Origin of the sequence: Marinobacter sp. F3R08, assembly GCF_018860425.1 — a bacterium.
Classification (GTDB): Bacteria; Pseudomonadota; Gammaproteobacteria; order Pseudomonadales; family Oleiphilaceae; genus Marinobacter.
In genome coordinates, this window is sequence record NZ_JAHKPI010000014.1 from 692744 (window position 1) to 711819 (window position 19076).

The window sequence follows — 19076 nt, forward strand, 5'->3', positions numbered from 1 at the left end:
AGCCATGAATGCCAGGCTCATTGGCCGTCAGGCCGGTTTACCGCCGAGTATCCGGGTTCGCTGGGGGCGGAATCCAGCCGTTGCCATTAGAGCCAGGGCGACAGTCACTCCCGCAGTAATCCCGTAAGCCACGGGATTCCACTCCAGGTACAGCGAGAACCGGATCGCTTCCACTGCATGGGTAAAAGGGTTGAACTGGCAGACCCAGTACAGCCATGGGCTGGCTTCGTTCATGCGCCAGAGCGGATACAGTGCCGAGGACATGAAGAACATCGGAAAGATGACAAAGTTCATCACCCCGGCAAAGTTCTCCAGTTGCTTGATCCAGGTGGCAATCAGCAATCCCAGGGCGCCCAGCATCAGGCTGGTGAGAATCAGGGCGGGCAGCACCGCCAGGTAGCCCCACAGTGGTGGCTCCACGTCTACCAGCAACGCAAGCACCAGGAACACGTAAACCTGTCCGATGGACACCACGCCCATGGCCAGCAGTTTGGTAACCAGCAGGAATGGTCGGGGCAGGGGGCTCATCAGCAGCACCCGCATACTGCCCAGTTCCCGGTCATACACCATGGACAGGGCACCCTGCATACTGTTGAACAGAATGATCATGCCGCAGAGGCCGGGGGCAATGTAGGTCTCGTAGGTGATGTAGGTTTCATAGGGCGGAATGATGGAAATGCCGAGCACCGCGCGGAAGCCTGCGGCAAAGACCACCAGCCATAGCAAAGGCCGGACCAGGGCACTGGCGAAGCGGGTACGCTGCTGCCAGAATCGCAGCCATTCCCGGGTCTGGATACCTACAAAACAGTGCCAGTAGTGAGAGGCTTTCATTTCAGCCGGCTCCGGTCAGGGAATGGAAGGTTTCAGCCAGATCCCGGGTGCCTTCGGCCTCGCAGATGGCGTGGCCGGCGCCGTTGGCCAGCAACTGGCCCTGATGCAGGATCAGCACCTGATCGTCTTCGCGAACTTCCTCAATCAGGTGGGTGGCCCAGAGCACGGTCAGGCGGTCGTGTTCACAGAGAGTCCGCACATGATCATTGAGAGCCTTGCGGCTGGCGACATCAAGGCCAACCGTTGGTTCATCCAGTAAAAGCAGGGTCGGTTCATGGAGCAGGGCGCGGGCGATTTCCACTCGCCGGCGGTGGCCGCCATTGAGTTGGCGGACCACATCATTGGCGCGTTCCAGCAAATGGAAACGCTCCAGCTCCCGGTCGCCTCGTTTTCGTGCCTCCTTGCGGGACAGTCCGTGCAGGGCGGCGTGATATTGCAGGTTCTGGCGCACGGTCAGATCCAGATCCAGCGCGTTCTGCTGGAACACCACGCCGATCTGGCGCATGGCATCGGCCGGCTGTTTTTTCAGGGATTGTCCGGCCATCAGGATGTCTCCCTGCTGGAGTGCCAGCAGGCGCGTAAGCAGGCCGAACAGGGTGGACTTGCCGGCCCCGTTGGGGCCAAGCAGGGCATGGAAGCGGCCAGGGGTCAGTGTGAAACTGACCTCCCGGAGTATCGGCTTGTCGCCGTAGCGGAAGCCCAGACTGCGTGCTTCAATGGTCATGAAGTCGGATCGATCACCACACCCCAAGGGTAGCGGCCCACCTTGATGGATTTGATCACTTTCATAGCCTCCACATCGATCACGGACACATCGCCAGACACGCCATTGGTGGTATAGAGGTGTTTCTCGTCCTTGTCCAGGTCCAGTTGCCAGACCCGGGCACCCACCAGCAGATAATCCAGCACTTCATAGGTTCTGGCATCCACCACCGCGACATGGTTGGAAGGGCCGAGTGCCACGAAAGCATAGTTGCCGTCTGAGGTCAGCTCGATACCCACAGGCTGAACCCTGTCCTGGTTCACGCCGGGTACCTTGAAGGTCATTTCGTGGACCTGCTCCAGATTATCCACATCGATGATATGCACCGTGCCTCCGATTTCCGCAGACGCCCAGGCGATCTTGCTGTCCTTGCTGAACTCCACATGGCGTGGGCGCTGACCGATAACGATGTTCTTCTCGATTTCGAAGGTCTCGGTATTGATCCAGTGCAGCATACTGGTGGTTTCGGAGGTATTCACTGCCCACTTGCCATCCGGGCTGACCGCCATACCCTCGGGCTCGATGCCGACATCGATCTGGGCAAGTACGTCTTTGGTCTCCACATCCACCACGGTCACGATGGCATCGTCTTCATTGGCGATGTACAGGTGCCTGTTGTTGGGGTGCAGGGAGAACTGCTCCGGATCCTCACCGGAGGGCAGGGTGTCAATGATCTTGCGGGTGGCCAGATCCAGTACCTGCACGGTGTCGTCATCACTGGCGCAGATGTACAGCTTGGTGAAGTCCTTCGAAAGCAGGATGCCCCGAGGCCGCTGGCCGACATCGATGGTTTCAATAACCTCCCGGGTCTCGGTATCAATCACCGACAGAGTGTTGTCCTTCTCGTTGGACACGTAGGCTACGCTGGCCAGGGCTGGTGTCGACAGGCCGATCATGGCCGCCAGGGCGGACTGCTTGAGCAATGTCTTCATGGTGTGGCTCCTTTTTTGTTCTGATTGATAGGGCTAACTCGTTCAGCCGTTGATCCGACACTCACTTTCAGGCCGGTCATAGCCCAGGGTGTCCATTTCGGTATTGGGATGCAGGAAACCCTCGAACGGGGCTCGCGCCACCAGACCTCTGGGGTGAATCAGCGGGATGGGTTGCCTGAGTTGTCCGTTCCAGTTCCGGAAAGTGAGTTTCCGGCCCTTGAAGGCGGCCAGCTGAAATTTGTCGCTGAACAGGAAGTTCCGGATGTCAGCGGGGCTGTCAGAGTTCAGATCGGTCACCGCCGTGCCTATTGCCCGAATGGCCGCCCAGGCTGCGTAGTCTTCACTGTTCATATCCCGCCCGGCCAGATCACGGAAACGGTTCTGCAGCTGGGCGGCGCCCCAGCTTTCCACCACCCGGTGCCAGGTGACTGGTGACATGCCCTGGGTGCCTACCACAGGCCGGGGTAGCCAGGTGTTGAACGGCACGTATTCGCCAAAATCCCCACGCACATCGGCGACAACCACGGCGTCGTAATCGCTGGCCTGAGTAAACAGGGGAAGCTCTTTGGAGGCAGTGCGACGCAGGTCGGCATCAAAGGTCCAGGGTTTGTCCTCAACGATTTCCAGCCCGAACCGCTTGGCAGAACGGCGGAAGGCATCGGCCCAGCCCTTGTCGGCTTCGGTGGGCCCGGTGATCAGGAAAACCTCGTTCCAGCGCCGCTGGTTCAGCCACTGTCCCAGGGCATCGGTGAGCATGGAATAACTGGGCAGGGTGTGCAGAAGATTGACGTGGCACTGACCTGTGCGCAGGGCGTCGTCTTTGGCGCCCGCATTGAAAATCAGGGTGCTCTCGCCGGCGTTTTCCGTGATGGCCGCCAGTGTTCCGGACGGAGCGTTGACCACGAACAGCTCGATCCCGCTACTGCGCATGGCGTCAAAAGCAGCAATAGCGGCTTCCTCGGATTCCGCCACCTCGCTCTGCAGCGAATAGCTCTGACCCAGGAATTTGCCCGTGGTGCTGTTATCGCCAATGGCCAGTTCTGCGCCTCTCAGACCGGCGTCCTCCGGCTCGGGAATGACGTTGGAGAGCACCGGGCCCTGATCAGGAATCCACTGCAGGTAGCCAATGCGCACGTCCAGAGAGTCGGCCTGGAGAGGTGCTGTGCCAGCTACGGTGATCAGGGTTACAGCCACTGTCCGGGATAGCAAAGACATGGAATTCTCCGGTTTTTTGTTGTGATACCAGCTTAGAGAAGGGAAAAACTCCCGGAAATATTCAGAAAGTAGGAAAGTGGCGGTACTAAAGAACTATTCCTGTGAAAACTGGGGGCCGTAGCATGGAGGTAGACAGACGGCTTACATGCAATGGATAAAAATAATGACCGTATACCGGAAGATTTCCCTCTTGATGCTGGCGGTTTTCCTTGTCATCTATCTGTTTGGCGCGCTGCTCTACACGCAGCAGTCCCGTCATGATGTCCAGCGGGAACTCGACGGTGTTGCCGGTCTGGCGCTCAGCCTGCAAAGCCCTGTCAGTCTTCCGGAAACCGTGGTCGGCAGCATGCGTCATCTGACTCCGGCGGGTGACGCCGGAGCCGATTCCTCTGGCGAGGTGCCGGCCTGGTTTTTTGCGCTGGTTGCCGGAGAATCCTCGCGCCCAGTGGTGAACGGCTGGCAGGTTGATCCCGCCGACGAGGTTGAGGAAATCTGGGAAGGTTTTCTTCTGATTTCCGGGGCCTATGCGATCGGCATGTGTGTTTGCTTCCTCGCGCTGTTCTTGATGGTCCAGCGAGGTATGCGCACCCTCACCAGTCTGTCTGAGGCCATGGGCGCGGTATCATCAGGCCAGTTGACCTCCCGGCTGCCGCGTCAGGGAGAGCAGGAACTGGACTCCCTGGTGTGCCGGTTCAATGCCATGGCAGGTGCGCTTGAGTCGGAACAACAGACCGTCAGCCGCCTGCTCAATGAACTGCTGCAATTGCAGGACCGGGAGCGGGAACACATTGCCCGGGTGCTGCACGATGATCTTGGCCAGTACCTGACCGGCATTCGTGCCCAGGCCCGCAGTCTGCTCTACGATCCGGACCTCAGTGACCGACAGAAACAGCAGGCCAGGGATCTGGCGGAGCACTGTGAGACCGTCCAGAAACACTTCCGGCACCTGTTACAGGACCTGCATCCGTTGGTAATGGAGCAGTTGGGCCTTGGTAGTGCGATCCGCCATCTGACCGAACAATGGCAGCAACTCAGCGGGCTGGAATGTCGCCTGGCCATGGACGACCGCTTGCCCGACTTCACCGGAGAGCAGCAGACCCACCTTTATCGGTTTCTTCAGGAAGCCCTGAACAATGTATCCCGTCATGCCAATGCGTCCTGCGCCATGCTGGCGGTAGCTCGCAACAACAACGAGCTGAGCATTGAGGTGCGCGATGACGGTGTTGGCAATGATCAGCTACCCGACAATGCGGGCCTGGGCGTGCGCTCCATGTGTGAGCGGGCCAAATGCCTCGGCGGCGAGGTGAAGTTTCTGAGCCGAATGGGTGAGGGAACCCGAGTTCGGCTGGCCGTGCCCCTTGCCCGTCTCTATCCAAATCCAGGAGGTGCCTTGTGAAACTGATGATTGTGGATGACCACCAGGTAGTCCGTCAGGGGATTGCCAATCTCTTGCGCTCGATGTTACCCGCGGTGGCCATTACCGAAGTTGACAACGGCCAGGACGCGGTTGCCCGGTATGGCGAGCTGAAACCAGACGTGGTGCTGCTGGATATGGGGCTGCCCGATATTTCCGGGCTGGAAGTGGGGCGTCGGCTGCGCCAGCGCTGGCGTGGAGCGGCCATCCTGTTTTTTACCATGCATGATGAACTGCCGATGGTAAGGCAGGCCCTGGGCGTTGGAGGGCTGGGCTTTGTTTCCAAGAGCTGTGCACCGGAGGAACTGGCCGAAGCGGTGAAGCGGGTAGCTTCCGGTCAGCCCTACATTGAACATCCGATTGCTACCCGGTTGGCGATGAACCAGGAGCGACCTGTGGATCACCGATTGAAGGACATGACCCAGCGGGAAATGGAGGTGTTGCTGATGTATGCCCGGGGTGAAAGTGTTGGCGGAATCGCTGAGCGGTTGTGCGTCAGTAGCAAGACAGTTTCCAATCACCTGGCTGGCCTCAAAGGCAAACTGCAGGTCTCTTCGTCGGTTGAGCTCATTCATCTGGCGGTGGATGCAGGCCTGATTCGTTATGGCCAACTGGAAGAAGCAAGGCGGGTCTGAGCCCGCCCGGGGTTCACCAGTCAAATGGGCACGCGGTGCAGCCTTCCATGTAGGTGCCCTCGAATGTGGCGTAGTGGATTCGCGTTCCGGTCAGGTCCGCATAAGCCAGGTTGGCCAGTCCCAGCTTGGCTTCCTGAAGGTTGGCGCCCTTCATGTTGGCACCTTCCAGATCTGCCTTCGGCAGCCAGGAAATCTCGAAGCTGCTGTAGGGCAGATTGGTATTTTTCAGCGTTGCTCCCGAGAACCGGGAGAAGTCGAAATTGGCTCCGGACAGATCAGACCCCGTAAAGTCCGCTCCCTGTGCGAACAGATATTCGCCCTGCATTCCCTGCAACTGGGCACTCTTAACCGACGCTCCCCGCATGCTGGCCCGGTAGAGCTGAACGCGGTATCCAGTGACATTGTCGAGGTTCGCGCCATCAAGGTTGGCACCTCGCAGGCTGGTATGGCTCAGTTTGGCGCCAGACAGGTTGGCGCCGCGAAAATTGGCGGAGCGAAGATCCATATTCGACAGATCTGCTCCCTGGAGGTCGGCGCCGGCGCAACTGGCTTCCCGTTCCAGCTTGCAACCGTTGATGACAGGGGCTTGATCCAGATTCGCCATGTAATCGCCGGCCAGTGCCGGTGTTATGACGAACAAAAGCGAGGCGGTAATAACAGGTCTCATGATTTCACTCCTGAGTCTTGGGCGAAAAAAGGGGCCTGGCAAATTGCCAGGCCCCGGCCGGAGGACAGTTAGCGGGAGGCCTGTGCCCAGGAAGGCATCTTGAAGACCCAGAATGACCCGCCCTGGGATACAGGCTTGGTGAGTTCGGCCATGTCGCCGCCCCAGAGTGGAACCGCACCACCGTAGCCGGAGGCAACGCCGATGTACTGCTCGCCGTCCATCTCCCAGGTGATCGGAGAGGAGATGATTCCGGAGCCGGTCTGGAACTTCCAGAGTTCTTCCCCGGTTTCCGCATCGAACGCTTTCAGGAAGCCGTCACCGGTGCCGGTGAATACCAGGCCGCCCTTGGTTGTCAGCACGCCGGCCCAGAGTGGTAACCGTTCCTTGTGCTCCCACTCGATGTCGCCGGTGAGCGGATTCATGGCGCGCAGGATACCTACGTGGTCGTCATACATGCGCTTGATCCGGAAACCCTGGCCCAGATAGGCAGCCCCTTTCTTATAGGTGACTTCTTCGGTCCAGTAATCCTCTTTCCAGTGGTTGGCGGGAACATAGAACAGGCCAGTGTCCTGGCTGTACGCCATGGGGTTCCAGTTTTTGCCACCGAGGAAGGGGGGAGATACTTCCACGGCCTCGCCACGGGTTTCACCTTCGGCGACAGGTGGCGGGCGCTGACCTTTTCTTTCCACAGGACGGCCATCATCGCCAATGCGCTCGGCCCAGGTGATGTTGTCGACAAACGGGAAGCCTTTCTTGAATTCGCCCGTCTCACGGTCAACCACGTAGAAGAAGCCGTTGCGGTCGGCATGGGCGGTTGCCTTGACGGTTTCGCCGTCTTCGTCGTATTCAAACAGCACCAGCTCATTGTTGCCGGAGAAGTCCCAGGCGTCGTTCGGGGTATGCTGATAGAACCACTTCACCTCACCGGTCGTAGGATCTACGCCCACCTGGCCGGAGGTATACAGATTGTCATAGTCGGCGGGATCGCCACCGGGGGAGGTGCGTTTCCAGGTATTCCAGGGAGCCGGGTTGCCGGCGCCGATAATGATAGTGTTGGTTTGTGCATCAAAGCTGGCGCTTTGCCAGGGTGCGCCGCCGCCGTGACTCCAGGCTTCCACCTTGCCGGTCTCGGTGTTGGGGTCATCGGGCCAGCTGGGCGCGCGAGGATCGCCTGTCGGGGTGCTCTTTTCACCGTTGAGCCGGCCATAGTGGCCTTCAACGAACGGGCGCATCCAGACTTCTTCACCGGTATCGGGATCCCTGGCAAACAGCTTGCCGACAACACCGAACTCATCACCGGAGGAACCGTGAATCAGCAGGACCTTGCCGGTCTTCTGATCCTTTACGAGGGTTGGCGCGCCGGTCATGGTGTAGCCGGCCTCGTGATCAGCGAATTTCTCCCGCCAGACCACTTTGCCGGTGTCCTTGTTCAGGGCAACGATGCCGGCATCCAGGGTGCCGAAGAAAACCTTGTCTCCGAAAATGGCAGCCCCCCGGTTGACCACGTCACAGCAGGGGCGAATGCCCTCAGGCAGACGATGATTGTATTCCCACAGCCTCTCGCCGCTTTTGGCGTCCAGGGCCCAAAGGCGTGAGTAGGACCCGGTGACATAGATTACGCCGTCATGCACCAGTGCCTGGGACTCCTGTCCACGCTGCTTTTCATCGCCGAACGAGAATGACCACGCCGGCACCAGGCGTTCTACGTTATCCCGATTGATGGTGGTCATGGGGCTGTATCGTTGTGCCTTCGGGCCAATGCCGTAGCCCAGTACGTTTTCCGGTGTTTCGGCATCGTTGGCGATGTCCTCCCAGGTAACCTCTTTGGCAATCACCTGGCTGGCGAGGCCGGCCGCTGAACCCAGCGCCAGGGCCAGACCAATCCCGCGGAGCAGCGGGCGTTTGCGTGTTTCGATGTTCATAGTGTTTCCCCTTGGTTTTTGTTGTAACCATCGTCCTGCTCATGGCATCGACGCCTCGAGTATTGGCCCGGGTGGTTGGCTGTGGCGACGGAATAACCCATCCCGGAACCGGGAAAACCGCAATAAAAGCCGGGAAAAGTTCCCGAAGTCAGTGCTTCTTCATGAAAAGTGGTGGGTTTTGACGGGGCTGGCTGGCATCTCGTGCTTTCGCCTTCGCTCTCAGCGTCTACTACCAAGGAACTAAGCCAAATCCCCCAAAGTGGCATTCGGATTGTGCCGGGCGCTTCCTAGACTGGGAGTCAGCAAGTTGGCAACTGATAAATCCAATCGCCAATCACGGGGAATCCAATAACAGAGGTAAGACCAATGGCAATGTCCTTTTCACTCAAAACAATCGTGGCTGCGGCCATGTTTGGTCTGGCCGGCTTCGCAATGGCGCACGGCAATGTCACACCACAGGAAGTGGACACGGGCAATCTGCCGGAGCTGGGCGATGATGTCCGCGTCGAGAATCCGTTTCGCGACGGCAACGAATTTGGTGAGTTCAACGCCCAGGCGGCCAAAATTGGCGAGAGTGCCTATGCCGGTAACTGTGCCGCCTGCCATGGAATCCGGGCGATGTCCGGTGGTCTGACGCCGGACCTTCGCGAATTGACCGAGTGGGACGACGAGTACTATATCGGCCGGGTCATGAACGGTACCGATCGTGGCATGCCTTCCTGGAAAAAGAGTATGGACCAGAACGCCATGTGGGCGATCCGCACCTATGTGGAATCTCTGCCCAAGCCGGAGTAATGAACACGGCCACAGTCAGAAAAAGCGCCTGAATTCGGGCCGGCCTAGTGCCGGCCCTTCGTCGTTGGGAGAAAATAATGAAAATACTGTCTCGAATTCTTGCTCTGTTGCTGTTCGCCCAGGTTGTCCTGGCTCAGGAGGTTAACGACGGAAACGAACTCCTCAACCGACCTGCGGAGCGCACCTACGACATCATTCTGGATTCCGGTTACCTGAAAGTCGGCGTTTATGAGAATTTTCCACCGTATTCCTACCAGGTTGATGGTGAGCCCAGAGGAATCGACATTGAGCTGGGCCGCCGGATTGCCGAGGAAATGGGCCTTGAATTCAAAGTGCACTGGATCATCCCGGATGAAAACCTCGGAGACGATCTGCGGAATAACGTCTGGAAAGGGCACTATCTGGCCAAGCAGCGGCTCGCGGATGTCATGCTGCGGGTACCCTACGACAAGACTTACGCCTATATGCAGGATTCGACCGGTGAGTACATCAACGAGCAGGTTGTCCTGTTCGGACCCTATCAGCAGGAAACCTGGCAGGTTGCCTATGACCCCGAACAGCTTGATTCCGTCGACACCGTCGCGGTCTTTCAATACAACCGTATTGGCGTCGAGATCGATACCCTTCCTGATTTTTATCTGACGTCCGCGTTCGGCGGGCGCATGCGCGAGCAGGTGAGGCACTATACCAATGTGGCCGATGCATTCGAGGCAATGCGTGCGGGCGAGGTCAGTGCTGTCATGGGCATGCGCTCAGAGATTGATCATGAGCTGGCCATGCCCGGGAACGACGGCTTCAAGGCCGCCGGCAATGGCTTTCCGGGTATTGGTAAGCAGGTCTGGGATGTCGGCATGGCGATCAAACATACCCACCGACAACTCGGTTATGCCCTTGAAGCCATCGTCGACAGGCTTGTAAAAACCGGGCAGATGAGCGAGTTGATGGCCAGTCAGACACTTCGGTACAGCGTGCCGGGCTACTACCGGGATTTTCTGGATGAACAGGCGATCGCCAGGGCCGAAGGGGAGCTCTGACAGTGCTTGTGATGCGCCCGGAGTCGACGATTCGGGGTGGTCGTACTACCAAGTGATGAGAAAACCTGTTCCGGGGGGTAATTGTTGGTTTTTTCTACAAAGCGAAGAATCGTATCAGAGGCGGGAAAAGTTCCCGGTTCGCCCTGACTCGAACGCAAGAGAACTGACAACAAGAGACTTGGAGAGCGCAACCATGAGAACCAACAAGTTCGGGATTCGCATTGCGGCCAGCGCCCTGGCCATGGCTGTTTCCTACGGAGCCCATGCGGTAACCGACGAAGACATCATCAACGACCACAAGACCCCGGAAGACATTGTCAGCTATGGCATGGGTACCCAGGGGCAGCGCTACAGCATTCTGGAAGACCTGAACACCAGCAACGTCCAGCACCTGCAACCCGCCTGGGCGTTCTCTTTCGGCAGCGAGAAAATGCGCGGTCAGGAATCCCAGCCGCTGGTCAAGGATGGGGTCATGTATGTGACCGCGTCCTACTCCCGGATCTATGCGATTAACGCCAGAACCGGTGAAGAAATCTGGCAGTACGATGCTCGTTTGCCCGATGGCATCATGCCATGCTGTGACGTGGTCAACCGTGGCGCCGCCATATACGGCGACAAAGTCATCTTCGGTACCCTGGATGCCAAGCTGGTTGCCCTGAACAAAGACACCGGCAAGCCGATGTGGATCAAGAAGGTTGCAGATTATCAGGCCGGATACGCCATCACCGCTGCGCCCTTGGTTGTGAAAGGCAAGGTGATCACCGGCGTTTCCGGTGGTGAATTCGGTATTGTTGGCAAGGTGGAAGCCTATGACGCCAACACCGGGGATCTGGTGTGGACCCGTCCGACGGTCGAAGGCCACATGGGCTATGTCTACAAGGATGGCAAGAAGATCGAAAATGGCATTTCCGGTGGCAAGGCTGGCGTTACCTGGCCCGGGGAAATGTGGAAGAACGGCGGGGCCGCGACCTGGCTGGGCGGAACCTACGATCCGGACACCAACTCCCTGTTCTTTGGTACCGGTAACCCGGCGCCCTGGAATTCACACCTGCGCCCCGGAGACAACCTGTTCTCGTCATCTCGTCTGGCCATTGATCCGGACGATGGCAGCATCAAGTGGCACTTCCAGACCACTCCCAACGATGGCTGGGATTATGATGGTGTCAACGAACTGATTTCCTTTGACTACGAGGAAAACGGCAAGACCGTTAAAGCTGCGGCAACCGCAGACCGTAACGGGTTTTTCTACGTTCTGAACCGTGAGAACGGCGACTTCATCCGGGGCTTCCCGTTTGTGGACAAGATTACCTGGGCCGAAGGTCTGGATCCGAAAACCGGTCGACCGATTTACGCCGATGGCGGACGGCCAGGCAATCCGGCTGACATGGAAGGTGGCAAAGGCGAAACGGTTCTGGCCCAACCTGCGTTCCTGGGCGGCAAGAACTGGATGCCGATGGCGTACAGCCAGGACACAGGTCTGTTCTATGTACCATCCAATGAATGGTCGATGGATATCTGGAACGAGCCAGTCTCCTACAAGAAGGGTGCGGCTTTCCTCGGCGCAGGCTTTACGATCAAGCCAGCCAACGATGAGTATATCGGCGTGCTGCGGGCCATGGATCCAAAGACTGGCAAAGAAGTCTGGCGCTATGAAAACCCCGCTCCCTTGTGGGGTGGCGTTATGACCACAGCTGGCAATCTGGTGTTCACCGGCACGCCGGAAGGCTTCCTCAAGGCTTTTGACGCCAAAACCGGCGAAGAGCTTTACCGCTTCAACACCGGTTCCGGTGTGGTAGGTACTCCGGTCACCTGGACCATGGATGGTGAGCAGTACGTCTCTGTCTCATCCGGCTGGGGCGGCGCGGTTCCGCTCTGGGGTGGCGAAGTGGCCAAGGTCGTGAAGAACTTCAATCAGGGCGGCATGGTCTGGACGTTCAGACTGCCCAAGGATCGGGTTGCCAGCAACTGATCCGGACTGGAACAAAAAAGGTCGCCTTCGGGCGACCTTTTTATTGTGCGGGTTGCACGATCAGGCTGCCTGATTCCTGGCCGTTTCGTTGACGGACTCGTTGATGTCCTCGAACAGTTTGCGATCGGTCTGGCCGATTGGCAGATCATAGGTGATGGTGGCGCCGAATGCCTGAGGGTTGTGAGGATCGTTACGCACCTTGTCGAATACCAGCAATCGAGTGCCCAGATAGAAACCTTCTTTGAGATCGTGCGTGACCATAAAGATGGTGGTGCCGGTTTCCTGCCAGAGTTTCAGCAGCAGATCATGCATGTCGCCACGGATACCCGGATCCAGTGCTCCGAAGGGCTCGTCCAGCAAGAGTACCCGGGGCCGCATGATCAGGGACTGGGCAATGGCTAGGCGCTGCTGCATGCCGCCGGAGAGTTCGTGGGGCCACTTGTTGGCAGACGGGGTCAATCCCACGGATTCCAGCATGGCATCCACTTTCTCCAGTGCTTCCCTGCGGGCGCTGCCGAACAGCTTGCCCAGCCAGGGCTTCTGCTCCAGCTCCAGACCCATCAGCACGTTCTGACGCACGGTCAGATGCGGAAATACCGAGTAACGCTGGAACACGATGCCCCGGTTGCGGTCCGGTTCACCGGGGAAGGCCTTGCCTTCCAGCAACAGCTCGCCCCGGGTCTGGGTTTCCTGGCCCAGCAGCATCTTCAGGAAGGTGGATTTGCCGCAGCCAGAGGCGCCAACCAGGGTGCAGAATTCGCCCTGCTTTACGTTCAGGTTCAGGTTCTCCAGAACCACCTGATCTCCATATTCCTTCCACAGATTGTTGACGGTAATGAAGCTCATCAGTGGCCTCCTGCGTTGTACCAGGGGAACAGCCTGCGGTTGGCCAACCGCAGGCATTGGTCAATAACAATGGCGAGAATGGTAATCCAGATCACGTAGGGCAGGATGACATCCATGGCCAGATAGCGCCGTACGAGGAAGATCCGGTAACCAAGACCTTCGGTGGAGGCAATGGCTTCAGCGGCAATCAGAAAGAGCCAGGCCGGGCCGAGACTCAGGCGGACAGCATCGATCAGGCGCGGCAGGACCTGGGGCAGTGCCATGCGGGTGATTACCTGCCAGGAGCTGGCTCCCAGGGTCTGAATCTTGATCAGCTGTTCGCCGGGAAGCTCACGGACCCGCTGTGCCACATCCCGCATCATGATCGGCGCCGTACCGATCACAATCAGCATGACCTTGGAGAGTTCACCGAGACCAAATACGATAAAGAGGATGGGTAGTATGGCCAGGGGGGGCACCATAGACGCTGCGGACACCAGCGGAGCGAGGTTGGATCTCACCAGCGGTAGCACCCCGTTGAGGATGCCTACCACCAGGGCCAGCAAGGCCGCGATGCCAACGCCGAGGCCCAGGCGTGCCAGGCTGGCGGTGGTGTCCTGCCACATCAGGTAGTCGCCGCTGCGGCGATCCTCCTGAAAGGCCATGCGGTCTACGGCGGCGGTCATCTGTTCAAGGCCGGGAAGAAGTTTGTCATTGGGATTATCGGCGAGGCGCTCCTGGGAGGCCAGGCTGTATATCAGCATGATCAACAGGAAGGGAAGAAGCCCCAGCAGGGTGGCTGAAACCCGCCCGGGGTGGCGATTGATCAGTCGCATAAAGTGTCTCCTCTGGTCACACAACACGGCAAAGTTATCGCGGGCAACAGCATCCCTTGCGATTCAGTCTCCCGGGCTTTTGTCCCGCCGTGTAACCTCCCAGAGGTCGGTAACTCTCGGACCAGCCATCCGGGTGGTTGATGCGTACCTGCCCGGACCGGAACCCTAGTCACCCATTTTGTCTTTCGTGTTCGCCGTTCAGTCTGCGAGTTTCTAAACAGTGCCGTGAACGGATCGGGCTTTTGAATGCCGTCTGCCCGAAATAGTGCAGATGACGTGCCAGATCCTTAAAACACGTGAAAACGGGAGAGACAGGCGAAATTTCGGGCACGCCGGCGCTCCATAAAGGTGCGCTATGGGTTTGGGTGCACCATTATTGATCTCTCTGGTTAAGCAGGGAGCCGGCGGCCGCCAGAATCCGGTCGTGGCTGTTGCGCTCCCGGCCAGCGCCTCCGGCAATGTGTCCCCACTCGGAGGGTAGTGGCTCCAGGATGGCTCCGGGCATGCCGTCGGCATCCCCGGCTGCGTCCTCTTCGGTAAAGTAAAGGTCCGTGCTGCCGGGCATGATCCGCGTGGGCATGGTTATCGCGTCCAGGGCTGCCTCGTAATCGCCCCGGAATACCGGATTGTCGCTGATGTCTCCCCGCTGCCAGGTGTTCAGCACGGTGAGCAGGTTGTTGGCGTCCTGGCCCAGGTGATCGTCCTCCCAGAACGCCAGCAGAGACTTGATCGAGTCGAAACCAAGGTCCCGCCAACGCTCATGGCGGAAGAATGCCTGGGAATAGGCCCAGCCGGCGTACACCCGGCCAAATGCGCGAAGACCGTGTTCGGGAGGCGCGTCATAGTGACCGCCCCGGAACGCCTGATCACAGGTCAGGGCGGCTTTCACGCCCTCCAGAAATACCCGGTTATGCGGGTAGCAGCGTGCGGTACAGCAGGTGGCCAGCACGGAGCGGACCTTATCCGGAAACAGGCAGCCCCACTGCAGTGCCTGCATGCCGCCCATGGACCATCCCATTACCAGGGCCAGGCTGGCGCCCCCGAACACTTCATCCACCAGACGTTTCTGAATCATGACGTTGTCGTAGAGTCTGATTTCAGGAAAGCCGGGGCCGTGCTGTTCTCCGCTGGTGTTCGATGGCGAGGAGGACTCCCCGGCTCCCAGCAGCGACGGGATCACGATGCAGTACCTGTTCGGATCCAGGGGACTGTTGCTACCCACCCAGGGGTGATTGCCTGCGGCTGCACCACCATAGTACGTGGGTAGCAGAATCAGGTTATCTTTTGGTGCATTCAGCGTGCCGATCTGATGGTAGTGCAAGCGTGCTGAGTGCAGTGTGTCACCGTTGGAGAGTGCCAGGTCCCCAGCCTCGAAATCGGCCTCAGTCCATTGTAATTTCATGATTTTCTCTCCGTCATTTTCTTGCTTCGGTATCTTTTTGCACTATGTATTTTTGCCTTTACATACATGCTGGCATGTAAGTTGAATGGTTAAAGCAAAGGAAGAAACGTGCCAGAACATAAACCGACGGTCCGAATGTCCGGACTGAAGAGAGGAAAACGATGACTGAACTGACCAATACTCAGGCCTTGAAAGAAAAGCTCACGGATGCCGGCGTCAAATACGCGATTGCCAGCTACGTCGATATTCACGGTGTTACCAAAGGGAAATTCGTGCCCGTTGCCCACCTCGGGCAGATGATGGAGGGCTCCGAGCTATACACAGGCGCGGCCCTTGATGGTGTGCCCCAGGACATCGCTGATAATGAAGTTGCCTCGATGCCGGATGCGGACGCGCTGGCGATTTGTCCCTGGAATCGGAAGCTGGCCTGGTTTCCGGGCAACCTGTACCTCAATGGCGAACCGTTCGAAGCCTGTTCACGCAATATTTTCCGTCGCCAGCTCAGCGCGGCTGCGGATATGGGTTACCGCTTCAATCTGGGTATTGAAACCGAGTTCTTTCTGTTCCGTGATACCGAAGATGGCGGTTTCGCCCCCCTGAGTGATCGGGATGATCTGGGCAAGCCCTGCTACGACCCGCGCACACTGATGGACAACCTGCCTATCATTGAAGAGTTGGTCGACGCGATGAACGAACTGGGGTGGGATGTGTATTCTTTCGACCACGAAGACGCCAATGGCCAGTTCGAAACCGACTTCAAATACGCCGATGGCCTGACCATGGCGGACCGGCTGGTATTCTTCCGCATGATGGCCAACGAGATCGCCCGCAAACACGGGGCCTTTGCCAGCTTCATGCCCAAGCCGTTTGCCGACCGCACCGGTAGCGGCGCGCACTACAATATGTCTCTGGCAGACATCAAAACCGGCGAGAATCTGTTCGAGCCGAAAGGCGATGACCAGCACAACTGTGGCATCAGCAAGATCGCCTACCACTTTATTGCCGGCGTATTGAAGCACGGCGCCGCCATCAGTGCGGTGATTGCTCCGACGGTAAACAGTTACAAGCGTCTTGTGCGTCAGGGCAGCATGTCCGGCTCTACCTGGGCGCCGGTGTTCATGTGTTACGGCTCCAACAACCGCACCAACATGATCCGGATCCCCGGCATGGGTGGCCGAATTGAATGTCGTGCAGCAGACATTGCCTGCAACCCCTACCTCGGCAGTGCCCTGATCCTGGCAGCCGGCCTGGAGGGGATTCGTGAAGGCCTGGATGCTGGCGCACCCCACCATGAAAACATGTACAACTACAGCGACGCAGACATCGCCGAACAGGGTATTGAATACCTGCCCCGTCACCTGGGTGAGGCGGTTGAGGCGTTCGAGGCCGATCCTTTGGCGAAAGAGGTCTTCGGTGAAGCCATGTTCAACAGCTTCATTGAGTACAAGAAAGGCGAATGGGAGAGCTACCAGAACCACGTGTCATCCTGGGAGGTTGACCGTTATCTGAAAATGTTCTGATAGCCTGGCCGATTGCTTATTCGGTGGCGACCTCTGCGTCCTTGTAGATCGACTTGACCGGCCTGGCCAAGACCCTGCGCACCATGGGTTCGAAGAATTCCAGTGGCAGGGTCTCGCCCTCCGGATCAAAAGCCGGGGAGTCGTATTTGCTGACAAATTCAATGGTACGTCTGAAGTGGGGATGGTCCCGGTACTGATTACGCATGTCCCGGTCCATGCCCAGGTAATGAAAGAAGTAATAGCCCTGGAAGATCGCGTGGTGTTTCACCATCCAGTGGTTGGCTTCACTGACAAAAGGCTCCAGAAGCACGGCGGCCACATCTGCATGGTTGTAGCTACCAAGCGTATCGCCAATATCGTGCAGCAAGGCGCAAACCACGTACTCGTCGTCCTTGCCATCTCTATAGGCAAGGGTGGCGGTCTGGAGGCAATGAGAGAGCCGGTCAATCGGGAAGCCGCCGAAGTCGCCTTCCAGTAGCTTCAGATGTCCCAGAATCCGGTCTGGAAGTCCTTTTGCAAACTGTCCGAATGACTGTGCAATGGTCTGCCAGTCCTCGGCGGTACCATCTTTCATATGCTTGAACTGCGCCTGCGGGGCGTTGATGTCAGTCATGCTGTCTGTTCTCCCTCATTACTCTCTGAATCCCGGATCAATCCGATCCAGTTTTCGCAGCAGTCCTGGCCAGGCGAGATTGCCCCCCATGCCCCTGGTGACTTTCTTTGCCTGTTCCCGGATTGAACTGAGAATGCCGTCAGGGATCCGGACCAACGGCTGCCCACCGGACATGGCCTGGATCTGAACCTCGCACGCGCGCTGAAGGATGTACATTCCCAGGAAGGCGTCGGCCACAGTGGAGCCTGTGGTCAACAGGCCGTGGTTCCGCAGGATCATAAACTGGCTGTGGCCGAGATCTGCCTGCAGGCGAGCCTTCTCATCTTCCCTCAGTGCCACGCCTTCGTAGTCGTGGTATGCCAATCCGGACAGCGGAAACAGGCTCTGCTGGGACAGCGGCAGCAACCCCTCTTTCTGCGCTGAGACCGCCACACCCGCGGTGGTGTGGGTGTGCATCACACAGGCTGCATCCTCACGAACGGCATGGATGGCGCTGTGAATGGTGAATCCGGCCGGGTTTATATCGAAATCATCAGGATCGACCTTGTTCCCTTCCTGATCGATGCGGACCAGGCTGGAGGCGGTGATCTCCTCGAACATCATGCCGTAAGGGTTGATCAGAAAATGGTGCTCGTCACCAGGAATCCGAAGGGAAATATGGGTGAAAATCAGATCGTCCCAGCCGTAGAGGGCAATCAGGCGGTAGGCGGCGGCCAGATCGACGCGCAGTTGCCACTCTTCGGCGCTTACCCGTTCTTTTTTGGATGGAATCGACAAGGGTTCAGACATGCTTATGGCCTCCGGGAATCCGGTTGTTGTTGGAATGGACTTGTCCGAGTCTAGGCCGATTGATGGCCAACAGACTGTCAATTAGTTTACATTCTTGGAATGAGTCACCAGGAGATTGAAGTCGTCGATGCCAGACGTTGAGGTTGTGATGCGTTCCTGTCCATTGTTGGCGGGGTTCCCGGAGGAGGCCTTCCTCGAAGGGGCTGCCATGGCCAGAATCCGACATTTCAGTGCAGGAGATCCCATTTATGACCGGGGGTCCATGCAGTCAACACTCTGCGTAATTGCCAGTGGGACTGTGCGAATCAATTCGGTCAATGCGGCGGGTCGCGAGGCGACACTGATTATTTTCGATTCCGGATCCTGGTTCGGGGACACCGTGTTCTCGCCAGGTATGCCGAGAGTCTATGGCGCCACGGCTCACGACGATGCGGTTATCGTTGAGCTGCCGGGTGAGGGGTTTCGCAAACTCATGGCAAGGTACCCCGAAAGTTATTCGGTTGCACTGGATCTTGTCAGCCGGCGACTTTGGTCCGCCATGTCGATCATTGAGGACGACGCCCTGCGAGGCGTGACTGCACGGATTGGTCGGCGCTTGCTGTTTCTGGCCGAAATCCAGGGTGTGCCTACGGCATCCTCGGAACCGGTTATTCTGAAACTGACACGGGAACAGTTGGCCAACATGATGGGCATGACCCGGCAAGGGGTGCACAGTCGCATCAAGGATCTGGAGCATCTTGGTCTACTGGCGCTCAGCTACGGACAGATCACGGTTTGCAGCCCCCGTGAGTTGCAGGCTCATATTCAATCGCTGGATTGATCAGGTTTGATGACAACAAGAAACGGATGGCGGCGCCGGCAGTGAACGCGCATCCTTTCACGGAATGTTCGGATGCGGATAAAGGAATCCTCAG

The 19076-nt window shown here is 58.1% G+C and carries 18 protein-coding genes and 1 riboswitch; of the genes, 7 read left to right on the forward strand and 11 right to left on the reverse strand.

Features of this window, described 5'->3' with window-relative positions; translation table 11 throughout:
- Nucleotides 1-27: 27 nt before the first annotated feature.
- The 4 genes from KO499_RS06220 to KO499_RS06235 are packed head-to-tail and all read right to left on the reverse strand — an operon-like array spanning nt 28 to nt 3741.
- Nucleotides 28-831, reverse strand: a complete 804-nt coding sequence (locus KO499_RS06220; protein ID WP_215982829.1) for an ABC transporter permease — start codon at nt 829-831, stop codon at nt 28-30.
- Between the two features lies 1 nt (nt 832).
- Entirely contained in the window at nt 833-1555 is a 723-nt protein-coding gene (locus KO499_RS06225) for an ABC transporter ATP-binding protein (RefSeq protein WP_215982830.1), read from the reverse strand.
- Nucleotides 1552-2526 (reverse strand): YVTN family beta-propeller repeat protein, encoded by a 975-nt coding sequence (locus tag KO499_RS06230; RefSeq protein WP_215982831.1) that lies wholly within the window; start codon nt 2524-2526, stop codon nt 1552-1554. The genes KO499_RS06225 and KO499_RS06230 overlap by 4 nt, the downstream gene beginning before the upstream one ends.
- Before the next feature lie 42 nt (nt 2527-2568).
- Nucleotides 2569-3741: an ABC transporter substrate-binding protein gene (locus KO499_RS06235; RefSeq protein WP_215982832.1), complete on the reverse strand. Its 1173-nt coding sequence runs from the start codon at nt 3739-3741 to the stop codon at nt 2569-2571.
- A gap of 163 nt (nt 3742-3904) precedes the next feature.
- Between KO499_RS06235 and KO499_RS06240 the strand changes: the two genes are divergently transcribed.
- Nucleotides 3905-5137, forward strand: coding sequence for a histidine kinase (locus tag KO499_RS06240; protein WP_215982833.1), 1233 nt, complete (start codon nt 3905-3907; stop codon nt 5135-5137).
- The gene (locus KO499_RS06245) at nt 5134-5790 is read left to right on the forward strand and encodes a response regulator (RefSeq protein WP_215982834.1); all 657 of its coding nucleotides are present in this window, start codon (nt 5134-5136) and stop codon (nt 5788-5790) included. The genes KO499_RS06240 and KO499_RS06245 overlap by 4 nt, the downstream gene beginning before the upstream one ends.
- 13 nt (nt 5791-5803) lie before the next feature.
- Here the strand turns inward: KO499_RS06245 and KO499_RS06250 are convergent, their stop codons facing one another.
- Together KO499_RS06250 and KO499_RS06255 are read right to left on the reverse strand one after the other, a co-directional pair.
- Entirely contained in the window at nt 5804-6457 is a 654-nt protein-coding gene (locus tag KO499_RS06250; RefSeq protein ID WP_215982835.1) for a pentapeptide repeat-containing protein, read from the reverse strand.
- Nucleotides 6458-6525: 68 nt separating this feature from the next.
- Nucleotides 6526-8379: a methanol/ethanol family PQQ-dependent dehydrogenase gene (locus KO499_RS06255; RefSeq protein WP_215982836.1), complete on the reverse strand. Its 1854-nt coding sequence runs from the start codon at nt 8377-8379 to the stop codon at nt 6526-6528.
- A 366-nt stretch (nt 8380-8745) separates the two neighbouring features.
- Here KO499_RS06255 and pedF point away from each other — a divergent pair, with 366 nt between their 5' ends.
- The 3 genes from pedF to KO499_RS06270 all read left to right on the forward strand — a co-directional run bounded on the left by pedF (nt 8746) and on the right by KO499_RS06270 (nt 12177).
- A complete protein-coding gene (gene pedF / locus KO499_RS06260) occupies nt 8746-9174 on the forward strand; it encodes a cytochrome c-550 PedF (RefSeq protein WP_215982837.1) in 429 nt (142 codons plus the stop codon).
- 77 nt (nt 9175-9251) lie between these two features.
- Nucleotides 9252-10208, forward strand: a complete 957-nt coding sequence (locus KO499_RS06265; protein WP_215982838.1) for a substrate-binding periplasmic protein — start codon at nt 9252-9254, stop codon at nt 10206-10208.
- 193 nt (nt 10209-10401) lie between these two features.
- Nucleotides 10402-12177, forward strand: a complete 1776-nt coding sequence (locus tag KO499_RS06270; RefSeq protein ID WP_215982839.1) for a PQQ-dependent methanol/ethanol family dehydrogenase — start codon at nt 10402-10404, stop codon at nt 12175-12177.
- A 60-nt stretch (nt 12178-12237) separates the two neighbouring features.
- On the opposite strand, the gene KO499_RS06275 is transcribed toward KO499_RS06270, so the two are convergent.
- The 3 genes from KO499_RS06275 to KO499_RS06285 form a co-directional block, all read right to left on the reverse strand.
- Nucleotides 12238-13023 carry an ABC transporter ATP-binding protein gene (locus KO499_RS06275; protein WP_215982840.1) on the reverse strand — a complete coding sequence of 262 codons (786 nt, stop codon included), beginning with the start codon at nt 13021-13023 and terminating at the stop codon, nt 12238-12240.
- Nucleotides 13023-13838: an ABC transporter permease gene (locus KO499_RS06280; RefSeq protein ID WP_215982841.1), complete on the reverse strand. Its 816-nt coding sequence runs from the start codon at nt 13836-13838 to the stop codon at nt 13023-13025. The genes KO499_RS06275 and KO499_RS06280 overlap by 1 nt, the downstream gene beginning before the upstream one ends.
- Nucleotides 13839-13904: 66 nt before the next feature.
- A riboswitch (guanidine-I (ykkC/yxkD leader) is annotated at nt 13905-14018 on the reverse strand.
- A 193-nt stretch (nt 14019-14211) separates the two neighbouring features.
- Complete coding sequence (locus KO499_RS06285; RefSeq protein ID WP_215982842.1) at nt 14212-15240, reverse strand: alpha/beta fold hydrolase; 1029 nt, start codon at nt 15238-15240, stop codon at nt 14212-14214.
- A gap of 161 nt (nt 15241-15401) precedes the next feature.
- On the opposite strand from KO499_RS06285, the gene glnT reads away from it, so the two are divergent.
- Nucleotides 15402-16760: a type III glutamate--ammonia ligase gene (gene glnT / locus KO499_RS06290; protein WP_215982843.1), complete on the forward strand. Its 1359-nt coding sequence runs from the start codon at nt 15402-15404 to the stop codon at nt 16758-16760.
- A 16-nt stretch (nt 16761-16776) separates the two neighbouring features.
- Here the strand turns inward: glnT and KO499_RS06295 are convergent, their stop codons facing one another.
- Nucleotides 16777-17373: an HD domain-containing protein gene (locus KO499_RS06295; RefSeq protein ID WP_215982844.1), complete on the reverse strand. Its 597-nt coding sequence runs from the start codon at nt 17371-17373 to the stop codon at nt 16777-16779.
- Nucleotides 17374-17391: 18 nt separating this feature from the next.
- A complete protein-coding gene (locus KO499_RS06300) occupies nt 17392-18162 on the reverse strand; it encodes a class II aldolase/adducin family protein (protein ID WP_215982845.1) in 771 nt (256 codons plus the stop codon).
- 127 nt (nt 18163-18289) lie between these two features.
- Here KO499_RS06300 and KO499_RS06305 point away from each other — a divergent pair, with 127 nt between their 5' ends.
- Nucleotides 18290-18982, forward strand: a complete 693-nt coding sequence (locus KO499_RS06305; RefSeq protein WP_215982846.1) for a Crp/Fnr family transcriptional regulator — start codon at nt 18290-18292, stop codon at nt 18980-18982.
- Nucleotides 18983-19076 lie beyond the last annotated feature (94 nt).